Source organism: Flavobacterium sp. NPDC079362, from assembly GCF_050267765.1.
GTDB lineage: Bacteria > Bacteroidota > Bacteroidia > Flavobacteriales > Flavobacteriaceae > Flavobacterium > Flavobacterium azizsancarii.
This window is the reverse complement of the sequence record NZ_JBNNFM010000014.1, coordinates 1-17,952: the sequence shown is the minus strand read 5'-3', so window position 1 is coordinate 17,952 and position 17,952 is coordinate 1. Positions and strand designations below refer to the sequence as shown.

At 33.7% G+C, this 17,952-nt stretch carries 12 protein-coding genes; 11 read left to right on the top strand and 1 reads right to left on the bottom strand.

Annotated features, from left to right (window positions below):
* The first annotated feature begins 49 nt into the window (after positions 1-49).
* The 4 genes from ACQKCJ_RS13385 (at position 50) to ACQKCJ_RS13370 (ending at position 5,003) form a co-directional block, all read left to right on the top strand.
* Positions 50-643 carry a 2OG-Fe(II) oxygenase gene (locus ACQKCJ_RS13385; protein WP_271338442.1) on the top strand — a complete coding sequence of 198 codons (594 nt, stop codon included), beginning with the start codon at positions 50-52 and terminating at the stop codon, positions 641-643.
* Between the two features lie 187 nt (positions 644-830).
* A complete protein-coding gene (locus ACQKCJ_RS13380) occupies positions 831-1,685 on the top strand; it encodes an EamA family transporter (RefSeq protein ID WP_427402164.1) in 855 nt (284 codons plus the stop codon).
* A 470-nt stretch (positions 1,686-2,155) separates the two neighbouring features.
* Positions 2,156-3,442 carry a Glu/Leu/Phe/Val family dehydrogenase gene (locus ACQKCJ_RS13375; RefSeq protein WP_427402163.1) on the top strand — a complete coding sequence of 429 codons (1,287 nt, stop codon included), beginning with the start codon at positions 2,156-2,158 and terminating at the stop codon, positions 3,440-3,442.
* Between the two features lie 337 nt (positions 3,443-3,779).
* A complete protein-coding gene (locus tag ACQKCJ_RS13370) occupies positions 3,780-5,003 on the top strand; it encodes a sterol desaturase family protein (protein ID WP_271338445.1) in 1,224 nt (407 codons plus the stop codon).
* A 400-nt stretch (positions 5,004-5,403) separates the two neighbouring features.
* Here ACQKCJ_RS13370 and ACQKCJ_RS13365 read toward each other — a convergent pair whose 3' ends face one another.
* On the bottom strand, positions 5,404-7,002 hold the full coding sequence (locus tag ACQKCJ_RS13365) for a DUF6377 domain-containing protein (protein ID WP_271338446.1): 1,599 nt from the start codon (positions 7,000-7,002) through the stop codon (positions 5,404-5,406).
* 473 nt (positions 7,003-7,475) lie between these two features.
* On the opposite strand from ACQKCJ_RS13365, the gene ACQKCJ_RS13360 reads away from it, so the two are divergent.
* The 7 genes from ACQKCJ_RS13360 to ACQKCJ_RS13330 all read left to right on the top strand — a co-directional run.
* Positions 7,476-8,000: a DUF5004 domain-containing protein gene (locus ACQKCJ_RS13360; RefSeq protein ID WP_427402162.1), complete on the top strand. Its 525-nt coding sequence runs from the start codon at positions 7,476-7,478 to the stop codon at positions 7,998-8,000.
* Positions 8,001-8,008: 8 nt separating this feature from the next.
* Entirely contained in the window at positions 8,009-9,091 is a 1,083-nt protein-coding gene (locus ACQKCJ_RS13355; RefSeq protein WP_427402161.1) for a hypothetical protein, read from the top strand.
* Between the two features lie 118 nt (positions 9,092-9,209).
* Positions 9,210-12,230: a SusC/RagA family TonB-linked outer membrane protein gene (locus ACQKCJ_RS13350; RefSeq protein WP_271338449.1), complete on the top strand. Its 3,021-nt coding sequence runs from the start codon at positions 9,210-9,212 to the stop codon at positions 12,228-12,230.
* A gap of 24 nt (positions 12,231-12,254) precedes the next feature.
* Positions 12,255-13,760 carry a RagB/SusD family nutrient uptake outer membrane protein gene (locus ACQKCJ_RS13345; protein WP_271338450.1) on the top strand — a complete coding sequence of 502 codons (1,506 nt, stop codon included), beginning with the start codon at positions 12,255-12,257 and terminating at the stop codon, positions 13,758-13,760.
* Between the two features lie 430 nt (positions 13,761-14,190).
* Positions 14,191-15,435 carry a glycoside hydrolase family 71/99-like protein gene (locus tag ACQKCJ_RS13340; RefSeq protein ID WP_427402160.1) on the top strand — a complete coding sequence of 415 codons (1,245 nt, stop codon included), beginning with the start codon at positions 14,191-14,193 and terminating at the stop codon, positions 15,433-15,435.
* A 26-nt stretch (positions 15,436-15,461) separates the two neighbouring features.
* Positions 15,462-17,480 (top strand): glycoside hydrolase family 97 protein, encoded by a 2,019-nt coding sequence (locus ACQKCJ_RS13335; RefSeq protein WP_271338452.1) that lies wholly within the window; start codon positions 15,462-15,464, stop codon positions 17,478-17,480.
* Positions 17,481-17,702: 222 nt separating this feature from the next.
* Positions 17,703-17,952, top strand: a 250-nt coding sequence (locus ACQKCJ_RS13330; RefSeq protein WP_427402159.1) for a hypothetical protein, incomplete at its 3' end; no start/stop codon positions are given.

Sequence of the window (17,952 nt, the reverse complement as noted above, 5' to 3'; positions counted from 1 at the left end):
ATTCTACCTTGCTCCGTTGACTGTATTTGCAGTTTTTCCCAAAATCAAAATGGATGATAGTTTCGAAGATTTAATTGCTTCTTATATAGAGAATAAAGTAGGTATTGCAGAATATTTTCTTAGCCCGGAATTAGCCAATCATTTAAAACAAAATTTACTTGATTTAAATCAAAAAAGCTTACTGCAGGCAGCAGGAATCGGAAACTCAGAGAAACTGTCTTATGATGGAGCTATCAGGAGTGATTCGATATATTGGTTGGATAAAAAGCATGATAATGTTTTTGAAAATGAGTTTTTTGATAAAATAGATGCTTTTGTACAGTATCTCAATGAAAGTTGCTTCACCGGAATTACCGGTTATGAATTTCATTATTCGCTATATGAAAAAGGAGATTTTTACCTAAAGCATTTAGATCAGTTTAAAAATAATCCAAGCCGTAAGTATTCCATGATTACCTATCTTAATAGCAATTGGCAGGAAAGCGATGGAGGTGAATTAATGATCCATCAGGAAAATAATAATCAAAAAATCTCACCAACTCAGGGCAAGACAGTTTTCTTTAAAAGTAATGAACTGGTTCATGAAGTTTTGGTTACCCAAAACACAAGAATGAGTATTACAGGTTGGTTAAAGAGTGATTAAACTTTTTTAAAGACCTAAAAAATGGAAATTTTACAGCAAAGTTCTCAAGACAGCTTCAGCAAAAAGCTTTTGGAACTTTGTGTTTTATTAAAACTGCTTAATAAAAAAAAAACTTTGCTGACTTTGCGGTAAAAAAAATAAAACAAAAGGAGTTTAAGTACTATTTTTGTACCCAAAATTTAATCCTATGTTGTTCCTTGTTTTAAGTATTCTTTGTAGTGTAATTGTGGGCGTAATTTTCAAAATTACCAGAAAATACAATGGCAATCCAATTCAGATTGTAGGAATTAATTATTTGACAGCTTTAGCACTTTGCTATTTTACTTTTAGTCCAAATCTGGCAGAAGTGGACGCAAATGCACCTTGGAACATCTATATTGCAATTGGCGTTTTATTACCTTTTATTTTATTGGTTTTAGTAGCATCAATAAAGCACATGGGAATCGTAAAAACAGATGCAGCCCAGCGTTTATCTCTATTTATACCAATATTAGCTGCCTGGCTGATTTTTAAGGAAGAGTTTAATTCTTATAAAGTAGTGGGAATTGTTGTTGGTTTTCTTGCCCTTTTATTTATCCTGAGAAAACAATCTGAAAACACACAAAATAAATGGTTTTTACCCGCAGCTGTTTTAGTTGGTTTTGGGGTAATCGACATTCTTTTTAAGCAAGTAGCACTTTATACCACTTTACCTTATCCTACCTCTTTATTTGTAGTTTTTTGTATTGCTTTGGCCGTTGCAATTTTAATTTCTGTCTATGAAATTGGCTTTAAAAAGGTAAAATTAAAATCTAAAAATATTCTTTTTGGAGCTTTAGTTGGCGTCTTTAATTTCGGAAATATTCTGTTTTATTTGAAAGCACATAAAGCTTTCGCCGAAAATCCTTCAACAGTTTTTGCCGGAATGAATATGGGAGTGATCATTTTAGGAAGTCTTGTTGGTTTGTTATTCTTTAAGGAAAAACTATCAAAAATTAATTTTATTGGAATCTTTTTGGCTTTGATTTCTATTATTTTGATTGTTATCTCCCAGTTTAAATAATTTTTTTTTAACTCTTAAATCGTTAATTTACAGGTGTTTTTGTGTTATGTTTTTATTATATTGAAAATAAACTCGACTAATTCTATAGAATATAAGAAATATATTTATAGATTTGCAGTAACAATGAAAAACTATAGTCTATATATCATCCCGTTCAAATGCAGTACCACGATGTGTTGCATGCAAAACTACGTGATGAAATGGCGTTAATAGAGAAAGTACTTGTTAGTTATTTTTTTTTTTAGCCTTTCATGCACCATGAAAGGCTTTTTTTAGAACTATTAAAAAACAAATAAAATGAGATCAAATAGAAATACCAATATCATAATGCAATGCTGTCTTATTAAAATTCCATGTTGCGGATGTCGTCATTAATTAATGAAGAATAAATAAAATAGCTTTTGAGTAATTACAAAAGCTTTTAAAGACTTAAAAAGATACCAAATAACCCAAATTAAAAAAAATATATCATGAGTACAGAATTAATAAAACAGAATCCCTTTCAATCGATGATTGATCGTTTTAATATCGCTGCTGACATTCTTAATTTAGATGAATCGATCAGACAAAAACTACAACGACCTGAAAAACAAATTGTTGTTAATTTTTCTATTAGGTTAGACAACGGAAAAGAACAAAATTTCGAAGGATATCGTGTCATCCATAATACAGCTTTAGGGCCTTCAAAAGGAGGGATTCGTTATGATACAGCTGTAAATCTGGATGAAGTAAAAGCTCTTGCAGCCTGGATGACCTGGAAATCAGCCGTAACCGGAATTCCGTTTGGAGGAGCAAAAGGCGGAATTATTTGTGATCCTAAATTACTTTCTAAAACTGAATTAGAAAAAATTACGAGAGCTTATACAAAAGCTTTAGCTGATATTTTTGGACCTGAAAAAGATGTTCCTGCACCGGACATGGGAACTGGCCCTGACGAAATGGGGTGGTTGATGGATGAGTTTTCATTAGTTCACGGCAAAACGATTCACGCCGTTGTAACCGGAAAACATTTGCATTCAGGCGGTTCTTTAGGCAGAGTAGAAGCCACAGGAAGAGGGGTAAGTATTATTACTTTGCTTGCGCTTCAAAAATTAAAATTAAGACCAGCAAAATCGAGTGTTGCAATTCAGGGTTTTGGTAACGTAGGATTGCACTCCGCTTTGTTTTTGTTCGGAAAAGGATTAAAAGTAGTAGCTGTTAGTGATGTTTCTGAAGCTTTTTATAATCCTGAAGGATTAAATATTCCGGAGTTAATTTTATACTATAATCTAAATAATAAAAGTATCAAAGGATATCCAAATTCAATTGCTATCAAACATGAGGATTTATTATTATTAGATGTCGATGTACTGATTCCTGCGGCTAAAGAGGATGTTATCACGCAAAAAAACGCCAATAATATTCGTGCTAAAATCATAGTAGAAGGTGCAAACGGGCCAGTTTCTTCTGATGCTGATCAGATATTGCATGATAATAATGTTTTGGTAGTTCCTGATATTTTAGCAAATGCTGGGGGAGTAACTGTTTCTTATTTCGAGTGGCTTCAAAATTCACTATTAGAATCCTGGAGAATTCACCAAATTAATACCCGTTTGGAAGATATTCTGGAAAAAGGTTTCGAAACCGTTTTTAGAATTGCAGCAAAGCATAATGTGACACCGCGTATTGCAGCTTATATAATTGCTTTGCAAAAAGTAGCCGATACACAGTCTGTAAAAGAAGTAGCGTTGGCTGAACCAAAATTTAAGCAAAATTAAAAATTAGATTATAGAATATAAAGACTGTTTTCATTGATTACTATTTTTTCAAAAAAGAAGTATTAATCAATGAAAATATCTTTGTTTTAAGTTAATAGTAATGCACTGTATGACGTGAAAAATTATTAAACACATAGAAACATAGGAATTTATGTGAAATAAAGGATACAAAAAGAAATACATTTCTTTCGCATAGTTGCTATGTGAATTTAGATAAGTGAAACGTCCTTTTTTTTGAGTAAGCAAAAGCTATGTTTCTATGTGTTAAAAATAATTGTCCCAGTGTTTATAGTAAAATGTATTAAGTTTTTTTTAAATCAAAAAAGTAATTTTTAAAATGAAACATATTAATTTTCTAGCTTTTGCAATGCCCGCTTTTTTTCTATTCTTGTTTTTAGAATATAAATTAGCGCAACGAAAAAAGAGACCGGAAATTTTTAATTATGAAAGTTCAGTTTCGAATATTAGCATTGGTATTGCAGAGCGATTGATCAATTTATTTATTGCGGCAAGCTTCTATCAATTGTATTATTTGATTTATGATAATTATAGAATTTTTGACATACCAAGTAATGTTTTTGTTTGGTTTGCCTTAATTCTTGCGACTGATTTTGTTTGGTATTGGTACCATCGGTTAGGGCATGAAGTCAATTTTTTCTGGGCGGCGCATATCGTGCACCATCACAGCGAAGAATTTAATTTTACTGCAGCAGCAAGAATTACAACCTTTCAGGCAATAGTAAGAACAGGTTTTTGGTGCGTACTTCCGTTTGTTGGTTTTCATCCGTCTATGGTTATTACAATGTTAATTGTTCACGGAGCGTATTCTTTTTTTACACACACGCAGCTTATTGAACGTATAAAATGGCTGGAATATGTTTTTGTAACACCATCTATTCACGGAATCCATCATGCCTCTGACGAAAAATATTTGGATAAAAATTATGGTGATATGTTTACCTTTTGGGATCGTATTTTTGGAACTTTCCAGGAAGAAGAGGAAAAACCCAAATATGGATTGACACATCCTTTAAAAAGTTATAGTTTTCTGTGGCAGCACTTTCATTATTATTTCGAAATCTATGAATTATGGAAACGTTCTAAAGGTTTTAAAGCCAAATGGAAAGCCGTTTTTGGAAGTCCTGCTCATATGGATCAGGATATAAGGCCAATATTAGAGAAACGTTTTCTGCAAGACAAAGCCAATCCGCATCAGAGACTTCGATTCAAAAATTATCTCTATATTCAGTTAGGAGTTTGCACTTTGTTTTTAACCGTTTTTACGTATTATTTTGAATATTTGAATGCTGTTGATAAGGTATTTGTGCTTTTGATTATTCTGATCACTTTAGTGAATTGTGGTGCTTTGTTAGAACAGCGAAAATGGATATATTATCTCGAATATGGACGCATTTTTATTGTAACGACTTACTTTTTATACGAAGAAAATCTAATCTCGTTTTTCTTTGTTCCGCTTGCCATTATGATTTTTGCCGAGCAGCTATTTTCATTAAGTACCCGATATCAAAACGTGGTCCTTCAATTAGAAGTTTCAGAATAAAAAATAGCCCACAGATTATGCGGATTAAACGGATTATCACAGATTTTTTATAAAGATTAAAAAAGTTAGCCACGAATTGACGAATTATTATGTACAATCAGTATGTGAAAATTCGTGAATAGCGTGGCTTATTCGCTCTCGCTCGGGCAATGTCATTAAGTTAAGAAAAAAGCAATAATGTTTTCCGATTAAATCTTTCGCAAAATCGCAAAGATTTAATCGGAGGACATTATTGTGTTTAAACTTTGCATCTTAGCGCCTTTGCGCGATTAATTTTATTTTCCAAAAACGTTTAACTTAATGACATTGATCGCTCGGGTCGTGGCTATTTTTTTTCCAAAGATTTTAAAAAAAATCTGTGTAAATCTGTTTTAACCCGTTTAACCCTTGGCCAAATAATTTAAATCGTTTTTATCGCCATAATCTTCTCTTCAAAAGAATCTTTAAAATCAGATTTGCTTTTGATTCTCGTTTTATACGTATAAATTGTAGCCACAGAAAGTTCCAGAAATTCTGCCATTTGATTGCTGTCCTGAATTCCTAATCTGTACAAAGCAAAAATGCGGAGTTCCGTATTTAAAAGTTCTCCTTTTTTAACGATGCATTTATGGTCATTTGGGAATAAATGATTAAAATCAGCCACAAAAGTGGGAAATAATTTCAAAAAGATTTCATCAAATTGATGAAAGAGATTTTCGCGTTCTTCCTTAACATTATAACGCTTTAAACTCGCAATAACTTCATCTGTTTTCTTAGTTATGATCTTGTGTAATGTACTTTTTTGCAGATGATCTATTTTATTAATGAAAGCTGAAGTTGCCTTAATAAAATACGTAATATATTCTTCTTTAATCTTATTTGCTTCACTCAGGCTAATGTTCATTTCCTGAAGTTGCGCATATGACGAAGCCATTATTTTTCTGGCTTTATTTCTTTCTTTTAGTTGTTTGAAAATAATGATAGAAAACAGAATAATAATCAAAGTCAAAATCGTTAATAGTATAATAATTCTTTCCAGTTTATCATTTTTCTCCTTTACATTATTCAATTGTGCTTTTTCGATAATAGGTAATATCGACGAAATTTCTATTTTTCGATGCCTAGCATTATAAAACGTTGCATCATCCATGGCGATATTAATATACTCATTGGCCTTGTCGAGATAGCCCATTTTAAAAAGCTCATTGGCTAAATTTCTCAATGCCACAGTTTCTTTTGTCGCATTTTTAACATCAGCAATAGCGGCAAGAGCCAGATAATGAATGGCTTTTTTTGTATATCCTCTTTCAGAGTAAATATAACCCAGGCTTGAAGTTGCAATACCGTAATAATCCGGAGGTAATTTATAATTATTGATCCAATAACTAAAAGCAAATTCTGCGCCACGCCAATCTTGCTGTTTCAGGCGTTTTAAACTTTCTGCCGCCCAATACTCATTAGTATTGGTACCAATTAAGGCCAACGCCTTTTGCAGGAAATGATTTCCTTGTTGTACATAATGTATATTAAAGCGTTGGTCCCTGTTATAATCGGCTAAATCATAATAAGCGCGCGCTTTTATAGAGTAGAATTCGAATTTGTTTTTAAGATCGAGCTTTTTATCGTCGATTACATTTAGTGTATCAATTGCTTCCTTAAAAAGACCGGACGAAAGCAATACGAATCCTTCTTTAATGCGGCTTTTAGCCAGATACTTGGGATCTTTTAGAACAATTGCCTTGATTTTAGCTTGTTCTAAATAGTAGTAAGCAGAGTCGTATTTAAAAGATTTATACTCTTCAAACAACAGCATATAATTATCATAGAGAAGATCGTTGTTTTGGCTCAAAGTAAACTTGGATACATTTTTCTTTAAAGCTTCTATTTTACGATACTTCTGTTTTAAGTATGTTTCCTTTTTGAGGAGTACTTTATCTAATTCTTCTAGAACAGGATTTGTCTCTTTTGCAGATAGAGAAAAACCCGCAATGAAAAAATACAGAATTACTATTCTTCGCATGTTTTTGGATTGGTTTAGGGTAAAAAAAATAGTTATGGTTAATCTTTTTGTAATTCAAAAATAGTTTAAGAGCTGATGATTAGCAACTTTTAATAATTAGGGTAGTTAGTATAAATATATGATTAAATAAAGTGGCAGTACAGTGAGAAAGTGGTTTCGAAATGTTAAAAGTAATTTAATAACTTGCAATTATACAATAAAAACCAATTAAATATAAGTATAGTGAAAAAATAATATGTTTTAATTTGGATATTGTCATTTTTACCATAATTTATTTGCGTTTTTTATCTCAACAAAGTCTTGATTTTTGAATTTACGAAAACGTAATAGTTTATTGATTTTCAACGGTTTAAGTTTGAATATATTCAGATATTATCTTGATTTTTCACAGATGTTTTTTTTTAGATTTATTTAACATCTAGTTTCGTACTGTCCTTTTAAAGGGATAAAAAAACTAACAAAAACCAAAATTTATGAGATGTAAAAGTATTTACTGGTTAGCTCTTATGATGTGTTTATTTGCCATTGGCTGTGATAACACTGAAGAGGGAAGCTACGTTGATCCGATTACCATTTATGAGAAAGTAAGTGGAAATTGGGGATTAACAAATTTGAAAATGGTGGATGATTTTGCGAAGGCAAATAAGATCGAACCAAGCGAAGAAAACTTGAGTACCTATTTTAACTACGAGGATTTTAAAATCAAATTCAGCGTAGATGAAAAAAACAATCCAACAAGTTATGAAGTTACGGGCAATGTGCCTGCACTTTTTGCACCAAAAGGCTATTGGCAGCTAAGTTCAGACTTTCAGCCAACAACGCCGGGTACTGCTGTTAAGATTTATTTGTATAGCGATGCGCAAAAAACTCAGAAAACAGATGAATTAAGAGTGACCTCGATTCCGGGTAAAGGTGGTGAAATGGAATTACAGTTAGCACGTACTTCCGGAGGTTCTGTGTTTCTATCTTATGTGTTTAAATTAAATGCTATTAAATAAAAAGTAATATGAAAAAATTTATATATACAATTTTACTTGCCCTTTTGATGGCTCCTAATTTTATGCAGGCACAAGAAACTGTAGGAGCTGTGGGTGCTATATCATCATTTCCTGTCGTGTACAAATATGATGAAAAGGTGACATGGTTTTTTGATCTTTCGGCAACTACATATGCTGAAAATGAAGAATTATACATGTGGATTTGGTCACCATCAGAACCAGATGCAGGACATTGGGAAAATTCTTCTGATTTTGCAAAACTGACTCACGTCAAAGACAAAATCTGGAGTTTTACTTTGACTCCAACTGCATATTTTTCTAAAACCGCAGCTCAAATTGCTGCAAGTGACGGATTTTGGCTTCGTATAAAAAATAAAAACGGATCAAAACAAAGTGAAGTAGCAAATATAGCTTATACTGATTTTTCCTCATTTTACACGGCTAATGAGCTGATCAGAGCTTATCCGACCAAACCAACAATTGATAAAGGAGTAAGTATTTTGTTTAATGCTAATCTAATTCCGGAATTTGCGGGAGCAACAAGTGTTCACATACATAGCGGATTGAATGATTGGGACGTTCAGCAAATGTATGAAGCATCGAAACCAGAAATTGCCGAAAAAACAAAATTGAAAGATTTAGGAAACGGTTTTTATAAAATGGATTTAGTTCCTAAGGATTATTACAATACACCGGATGGTTACGAAATGAAAAATTTAGTATTCCTGATGGTAAAAGATAATTGGGCAGGTACAACTCCGGATCAGGTTTTATACGCAGGAGCTTTTGTGCCACCACCAGCACCGGTCTTTGGATTTTTTCCGTTGCAAATCAGTCAAAAAGATTTTCTTGGAATGTCAAGAAAAAATAATGAGTCGGGTGTAAACAAATTGATCTATACAATTACAGCAGGAACCAAAGTAATTCAGGGTGAGTTTGCCGGAGGAACGGCAGAAATAAAAGGATTTGTCAATCTGGTTACAGAGCTTAAGGATGTTCCTAATTTAAATGAAATTCATGTTTTGGTAAAAGATAATAAAGACAAAACGATTTCGGATACCACGATTCCTCTTAAAACTTTAGACAAATAATTCACTATCAAATTAAAACATCAATTCTAATGAAATGAGCATAACCTAAAATTTGGTCTAAAACCAATAATGGCTATGTGAATTGCATATGACCGATAAAAACAATAAATAACTACATATGAATAGTAAAAATAAAAAAATAGTCCTGCATCAAATGTGGACTACTAAAAATGTGGTATTCATGATTTTCATGCTTTTTCTTTCGGCAGGAATGTTTGCTCAGGAAAAAAAGCAGGTATCAGGTACCGTTTATGATAATGTGGGAAGTGTATTACCGGGAGCGACGGTAATTGAGGTAGGAACCAGAAATGCAACCACAACAGATTTTGACGGAAAATTTGTTTTAGCCGTAGCCGTAGGAGGTTCTATCGAAGTTTCATTTATAGGATCAACTACTCAGAAAGTTCAGATCACTACAGCAACAAAACCAAATTTAGATGTTCGTTTGCAAAATGACGGTTATATGCTTGCTGAAGTTCAGGTAGTTTCTGTAGGGTACGGAACACAAAAGAAATCAGATTTAACAGGAGCAATTTCAAGTCTTAAGGCAGATGATTTAGTAAAAGGAACACTTTCTTCTACAGAGCAGGTTTTGCAGGGAAAAGTAGCGGGATTAAATATTATTCGTCCTTCGGGAGATCCTGCAGCAGGTTCTACTATACGTTTACGTGGCGGAACTTCATTAACAGCAAGCAACAGTCCGCTTATTGTAGTTGATGGTATTGCAGGAGTTGATATTAATATCGTTCAGCCCTCTGATATTAAATCAGTAGATGTTCTAAAAGATGCTTCGGCAACAGCTATCTACGGATCAAGAGGAGCAAACGGAGTTATTATCATTACAACAAAATCCGGTACAAAAGGAGTTTCAGTTACCTACACCGGTTTATCAAGTGTGGGTTATGTAACAGATAATTTAGATCTTTTATCAGCCAATCAATGGAGAGGTTATGTTCGCAGTACAGGAAATAAAGATGCTGTTGATTATGGCGGAAATACAAACTGGCAAAAAGCAATTGAACAAACTGCAATTTCACAATCTCATACTTTAAGTATTAATTCAGGAAAAGCTGACAGTGGTTTTAGAACATCACTTTCGTACCTGAATAATGAGGGAGTTATTAAAAAAACAGGTTTAGAAAGATTAAGTGGAAACGTTAATGCTTATCAATATTTAGGAGATAATAAAGAGGTGAAATTCGATATGGGGTTATTTGCCAATGTTGATAAGTGGCATCCTATGGATTATAGAATTTTTGAGCGTACTTATAATCTAAATCCAACAATTCCGGTATATGATGCTAATGGCAAATTTTCAGCTGTTTCCGGAAATATTTACGAAAATCCAGTAGAGATTTTAACCAACAGAACGGTTGATAACGAAAGACACAGATTGTTAGGGTATTTTAAAACCGAAGTAAAGTTTGCAAAAGACTTTCTTGCTGTAGCAAACATTTCATACGAACATAATGCAGTAAAAGGTAGTACTTACAAACCAAGTTATGCAGTTATGGAAGGGACAACTGAAAACGGTTATGCTCAAAAAACATATGCAGAATTTGCAAATGCTCAAGGCGAGATTTATGTAAATTACAATAAAGTAATTGATAAACACACTATTGGTGCTCTTGCAGGATATTCTTACTTAGAGAATATTTACGAAGGTTTTGGTGCTCAGCGTAGTGGTTTTGTAACAGATGCTTTTACCTCAAACAATTTAGGAGCGGGATATAATTATCGTTTGGGCGATGTGTATTCTTATAAAGGAAAATCAGATTTGGTTTCGTTTTATGCCCGTGCAAATTATTCTTACGATGGTAAATATTTGCTTACAGGTACTGTAAGAAGGGATGGTTCCAGCCGTTTTGGAGAAAACAATAAATGGGGAACTTTCCCATCAGCATCTGCGGCATGGAAAGTTTCAAGCGAAGAATTTATGAGCTCAACAAAAGGGTGGTTAGACAATCTTAAAGTTAGAGTAGGTTATGGAGTTACAGGTAATCAGGACGGAATTGGAGAGTACAAATCACTTTCGATTTTAGGAGTTGGTAATGATAGTTACTACGATCCAAAGACAGGAACCTGGAGTTTGGCATATTCACCAAAACAAAATCCGAACCCTGATTTAAAATGGGAATCAACAAGACAATTAAACGTTGGTGTAGATTTTAGTTTGTTCAACAGAATTACAGGTTCATTTGAGTATTATATAAAAAACACTGATGATCTATTATATACTTACGAAGTGCCTCAGCCTCCTTATTTAGTTGGAACAATGTTGGCAAATGTTGGCGAAATGTCCAACAAAGGAGTTGAACTTACTTTGAATGCTGATATCATAAAAGGAGATAAATTTTCATGGAACGCTAATTTGACTTTAGGTCACAACGTTCAAAAAATAGAAAAATTATCCAATCCTACTTATAAAACTGATGTAATTTACAGTGGATCTTTGCATGGTTTAGCAGGTATGTCAGGACAATATTCTCAAATTATTGCCGAAGGTTATGCAGTTGGAACTTTCTGGGGCTTTCAAAGCGCAGGACTTGGTGCCGATGGAAAAATGTTATACTATAATGCTGCCGGAGACAAAGTTTTAGATAATGTTTTAGTAGATGGTGACAAAAGAGATTTAGGAAATATCCAGCCTGATTTGACTATGGGTATCGGAATGAATTTTGCTTACGGAAATTTTGATTTAGGTGTGACAGGATACGGAATGTTTGGTCAAAAAGCATTGAATGCAACCAACATGATGTTGAACGATCCTAACAGATTACCAAGTTTTAATGTTCCTGATGATTTTCTAAATAGCGGCATTACATCTGCTCCAAAATACTCCAGTTATTGGATCGAAGATGCTTCTTTCTTCAGGCTTCAAAATGTTTCTGTTGGGTATACTATGCCTTTGAAATACAAAAGTTCAAAATTGAGAATTTATCTTATGGGAGAAAATCTTGCTGTAATTACAAAGTATAAAGGCGTAGATCCTGAAATTGGATTAAATGCACAAGACGGAATCAATCAGACTGGAGTAATGGATTTAACCGGATTAGCAGCTCCCGGAATTGACAGATATAATAATTATCCCCGACCAACTACGATTTCTGTAGGATTAAATTTTACGCTAAATAACTAAGCGATTAACTCAAAAATATAAAAAATGAAAATCAAAATAACAGCAGCACTATTAGTGAGCGTGCTTTTTACGATATCATGTACCAATCTGAATGAAGATTTATATGACAGAGTAGAAGACGGCAATTTTGGAAATACTCCAAAAGAAGTTGATGCATTAGTGGGAGGAGCTTATTCTTCGTTAAGAGGATTTGCAGACGGAATATCAAATAATTATCCAACAAGTGAGTATGTATTTTTCCTGAATGAAACAGCTTCAGACGAAGCGACGATTCCAACAAGAGGAACCAACTGGTATGATGGAGGTCAATATCAGGACATACAAAAGCACACCTGGAAGGCAGATAATCGTTTGATTCTTTCGGCCTGGCGTTACAATTATACCGGAATTGCCAAAATCAACTCGATTATTTACCAAGTAGATAAATCGCCATTGACAGATGCAGCAAAAGCTCCAATTTATGCAGAGCTAAAATCGTTGAGAGCTTATTATTACTACAACCTTTTAGATGCATTTGGTAATGTGCCAATTGTAGTCAATTTTGAGGATACTTCTTTACCATCAAATTCTACCAGAAAACAAGTTTATGATTTTGTAGAAAAAGAGCTGCTGGATGCTATTCCATATTTAAATTCAAATGTGGTGTATTCTAAATTGACAAAAAATGTAGCCTATTCTTTACTGGCAAGATTGTATTTAAATTCAGAAGCTTTTATAGGTACGGCCCGTTGGCAGGATTGCATCAATATGTGCCAGAAAGTTACCGGATATACTTTGACACCCGATTTCTTTGCCAATTTTGCAAAAGAAAATGAAAAGTCACCAGAGATTATTTTCGCAATTCCTTACGATCAAAAAGCAGGAACAGTAGGTAATTATATGAGCTCAATGTCGTGCCATTATTTACATAAATTGACGATCTCGGCATCAGGAAATGATTTTCCGTGGAGTGCGAACGGAATGTGTGCTCAACCAGGCGTATATTCTGCTTTTGCCGAGACAGATAAAAGAAGAAAATGTATGGTGGCCGGAGATCAGATTAGTGTTGCAACAGGTCAGGTTATTGTAATGGATAACGGAGAACCGTTAACATATACAGAAGAAGTTACCAGTGTTGCTGATGCCAAAGAAAACCAAGGAGTTCGTTTAGGAAAATATGAAATGAAAGCAGGTGATCAATGGGAACGTGATAATGATTTTGTATTGATTCGTTATGCCGAAATTTTATTGATGCAAGCTGAATGTTATGTTCGTCTGGGATCTGCAGATTTGGCAAAACCATTTGTTCAACAAATTACAGCTCGTGCCGGAGAAGAAATGCCAACCCTGATCGATCTTGACTTTATTGATAAAGAATTGCTTAAGGAATTTACTTTTGAAGGAAGAAGAAGAACAGATAACATCCGTTTTGGAACATTCTTCAAGACATGGTGGGAAAAAGGAACAACTGAAAAGTACAGAGCAATTTTTCCAATTCCAAGCACAGTTTTAACTACAAATAAAAACCTGGTACAGAATCCTGGGTATTAGGTTCTTGAATGTCAGTCTTCCGTGTTGGTTAGTCGTGGAAGGCTGACATATTTTTATATGAATGAAACTTATGAATTAAAAATTGAGAATTAAAAATCTTTTAATCATTGGCAAAAAAAATAAATCTGCCAGATCTGCAAAATCTGCGAGAAAAAATTAGTCACAAATTATAGAGGATTAAAATGATTAAAAAAATCTATGGAAACCTTTTTAATCAGTGGCAAAAAAAATAATCTGCTCAATCTGCGTGAAATAATTTTAGCCACAGATTAGAAGATTAAAATGATTAAAAAAGTTTCACGCAGATTGAGCAGATTAAAGCAGATTTGGTTTTGATATAATTACAATTCATCTACATGAAATAATTAAAAAAAAATCTTTCTAATCATTTTAATCTGTGGCAAAAAAATAAAACAAATAACACATCAATATGAAAAGATCTATCACATTATTGTTTTTTGGGATCATGAATATTTTAGTCGCCGCAGGTTGTAGCAGCGATGATAAAAAATCTGATAAACCTACAGAACCGGAAACATTTGAACCTGTTGCGATTGAAAAAACAAATAGCACCAAAATTTATGTTCATTATATGTCTTGGTTTGAAACCAATGAAAGTAGTGCCGATAAAAAATGGGGATATCACTGGACAATGGCAAACAAAAATCCAAATAACATTGGTGCAAACAATCGCAGAGAAATTGCGTCGTACTATTATCCGCTAATTGGTCCCTATCATTCAGGCGATAAAAATGTGATTGAAAATCATTTATTATTGATGAAATATTCAGGAATCGATGGTGTTTTGATCGATTGGTATGGCACTTTTGATGTAAACGATTATCGAATGGTAAAGGAAAACACAGAACAGTTAATAGCCATGTTAAACAAAGTAGGACTAGAATATGCTATTGTTTATGAAGATCGATTTTTGCCCAATGTAGTAAATGCAGGAAAAGCGATTTCAGTTACAGGTGCAGCAAAAACGGACTTAGCTTATTTGCAAACCAATTATTTTGGAGATAAAAATTATATCAAAATAAATGGAAAACCATTGTTGCTTAATTTCGGACCAATTGTATTGCAGACACCGGCTGAATGGACAAATGTTTTTAATACGTTAACCGTAAAACCTACTTTTTTAACCCTTTGGGGCGAATCTGCAGACGCGGGAGACAATGCCTCAGGAGAATATGCCTGGGTATATAAAAACAGTACCACGCTTACAAATTTTTACACCAATACAATGCCAAAATTGGGCGTTGCAATGGGAAGTGCTTATCCCGGTTTTAAAGATTTTTATGCCGAAGGCGGCGGTGGAGCAGCAATTGGCTGGACTATAGAACACAATAACGGAGCAACTCTGGATGAAACACTTTCTCTGGCAAAAAATGCCAATGTCAATTACCTGCAATTGGTGACCTGGAATGACTTTGGAGAAGGAACAATGTTCGAACCAACAGTAGAATTTGGCTATACTTATATCGAAAAAGTAAAAGCATTTGCCGGTGTAAAAAGTACCGAAACTGTTTTTCCTGATATCAGTAAAATGTACAATCTGCGAATGGATAAAAAAGGCAATGCCGATGCCCAGAAAAAAATAGATCAGGCTTTTAATTATTTTGTTTCCATGCAGCCAGCAAAAGCAAAACAGTTACTAAACGAAATTAAATAAAGAGTTGTAATTAATACAATTAAATAATGAAAAACATAAAATATAGATACTGTCTAATCGCCTTAGCATCAATATTGTTAGTTGCATGCAGTACTAAAAAAACATACAAAATAAGCTCTCCGGGAAAAAATACTGAATTAGTTTTTGAATTAACCCCCACAGGTCAGCCACAATATAGTTTTACAGCAAACGGAAAATCAGTTATAGAACCTTCTTTAATGGGATTTGAATTTAAAGGAATCCAAAAAATGACCGACGGTTTTGAAGTGGTTTCCACCGAAGAAAAATCAGCAGACGAAACATGGGAACAACCTTGGGGAGAATTCAAAAAAGTAAGAGATCACCATAACGAACTAATTGTTCACTTGAAAGAGTCAAAAGGAGAAGAACGTTTGGTTGATATCATCTTCAGGGTTTTTGATGACGGAGTTGGTTTTAGATATGAATTTCCAAAACAGCCACATTTAAATAAAGTTGAAATATCCAATGAGATTACTCAATTTACTTTCAAATCAAATAATGATGTTTGGTGGATTCCCGTGCACCGTGAAAACAGTTATTATGAAAGTACCTACCGTAAAACGCCAACAAGTAAAACTGATACGATCAATACACCGGCGACTTTTGAAACAAAAGAAAAATTATTTGTAGCAATTCACGAAGCCAATCTAACGGATTTCACTTCAATGACATTATTGAAAACAAATGATAAACAATACAAAAGCGAATTGGTGCCTTGGAAAAATGGCGTAAAAGTATATGCCCAAACACCTTTTAAAACTCCTTGGAGAACAATTGTGGTAGGAAAAAATCCGGGAGAAGTTGCGACTTCGACCATTATGCTAAATCTAAATGAACCTTCAAAAATTGAAGATCTTTCCTGGATTACACCTTCAAAATATATTGGAATCTGGTGGGGAATGCATCTGGAAAAATACACTTGGGGACAAGGACCAAAACACGGTGCGACAACTAAAAATACAAAAGAATATATTGATTTTGCTGCCAAAAATAATTTAGACGGAGTTCTTGTAGAAGGCTGGAACGAAGGTTGGGATGGCGATTGGACCGCTGACGGATCTTCTTTTAGTTTTGTAAAAGCATATCCTGATTTTAATCTGGAAGAAATTACAAAATATGCAGCCATAAAAAATGTTCGTCTAATAGGGCACCACGAAACGGCAGGTGCTACAAAACATTACGAAAGCCAGCTAGAAGATGCTTTTAAATTGTATCAGAAAATGGGCGTAAATACCGTAAAAACGGGTTATGTAAATAAATATCTGGATAAAAAAGAATGGCATGATAGCCAATACGGAGCACGTCATTACAGAAAAGTAATGGAAACAGCGGCTAAATATCATATCATGATCGACAATCACGAGCCTATAAAAGGAACAGGATTGCAGCGCACCTATCCAAACTTTATGACACAAGAAGGCGGAAGAGGACAAGAATACAATGCCTGGTCTGTTGATGGCGGAAATACTCCGGAACATTTAACGACTTTGCCTTTTACCAGAATGCTTTCAGGACCGTTTGATTATACACCAGGGAATTTTAATTTTGATTATAAAACACCTTCCGGAGCAAGAGTGCAAACAACTTTAGCCAATCAATTGGCATTGTATGTTATCATTTTCAGTCCGTTGCAAATGGCATCAGATTTACCGGAGAATTACGAAGGAAAACCGGAGTTTCAGTTTATCAAAGATGTTCCCTGTACATGGTCAGACACTAAAGTTTTAGATTCCAGAATAGGAGAATATACAACAATCGTGCGTAAAGACTGGGACGAGAAAAATTGGTATTTGGGCTCTATTACAAACAGCTATGCCAGAAATCTAAAAGTAGCATTGACGTTTTTAGATGCTGAAAAAGAGTATGAAGCTGAAATTTATGCTGATGGAGCGGGAGCAAATTATAAAACAAACCCATATCCTGTCACGATTTCAAAACAGAAAGTAAATAACAAAACAGTATTTGATCTTAAATTGGCAGCTGGCGGAGGAACAGCTATAAAATTTACTCCAATCGAGAAATAAGTTAGTTTGATTTTATTTTGAGTTAAGTTTAAGTTGGTGCAATGAACCCGATATTTTGAAAAAAAGTATCGGGTTTGTTATTTTTATTTTTTTACCATATAAGTTGAGGTCAGATATTATAAGTTTGGTTGATACCTTTGTCAAAGTTCAAAACCAAGAGTGTAAGGAACTTTTGTAAAAAACTATTATTTTTATTTTCTGTATGTCAATAAATATCAGAAAATGCAAATCAGAACAGAAGTAAAAGAAATATTAAATTATATTTCAGAAGATCAACTTGATTTTTTTGCTCAGCAAACAATGGTTGATTGGAATGCTAAAAAATTAAAAGGTAAGGAATTATTTAAACTTTGTATTTTTGGTGTCTTAAATGAAAACAGAGCCAGTTCCAGAGTGTTTGAGAATTTTTACGAGAATCATTTTTTTTGTAAATATGCTCAGATTCCTAAAGATAAAAGTGTTAGTCACAGCA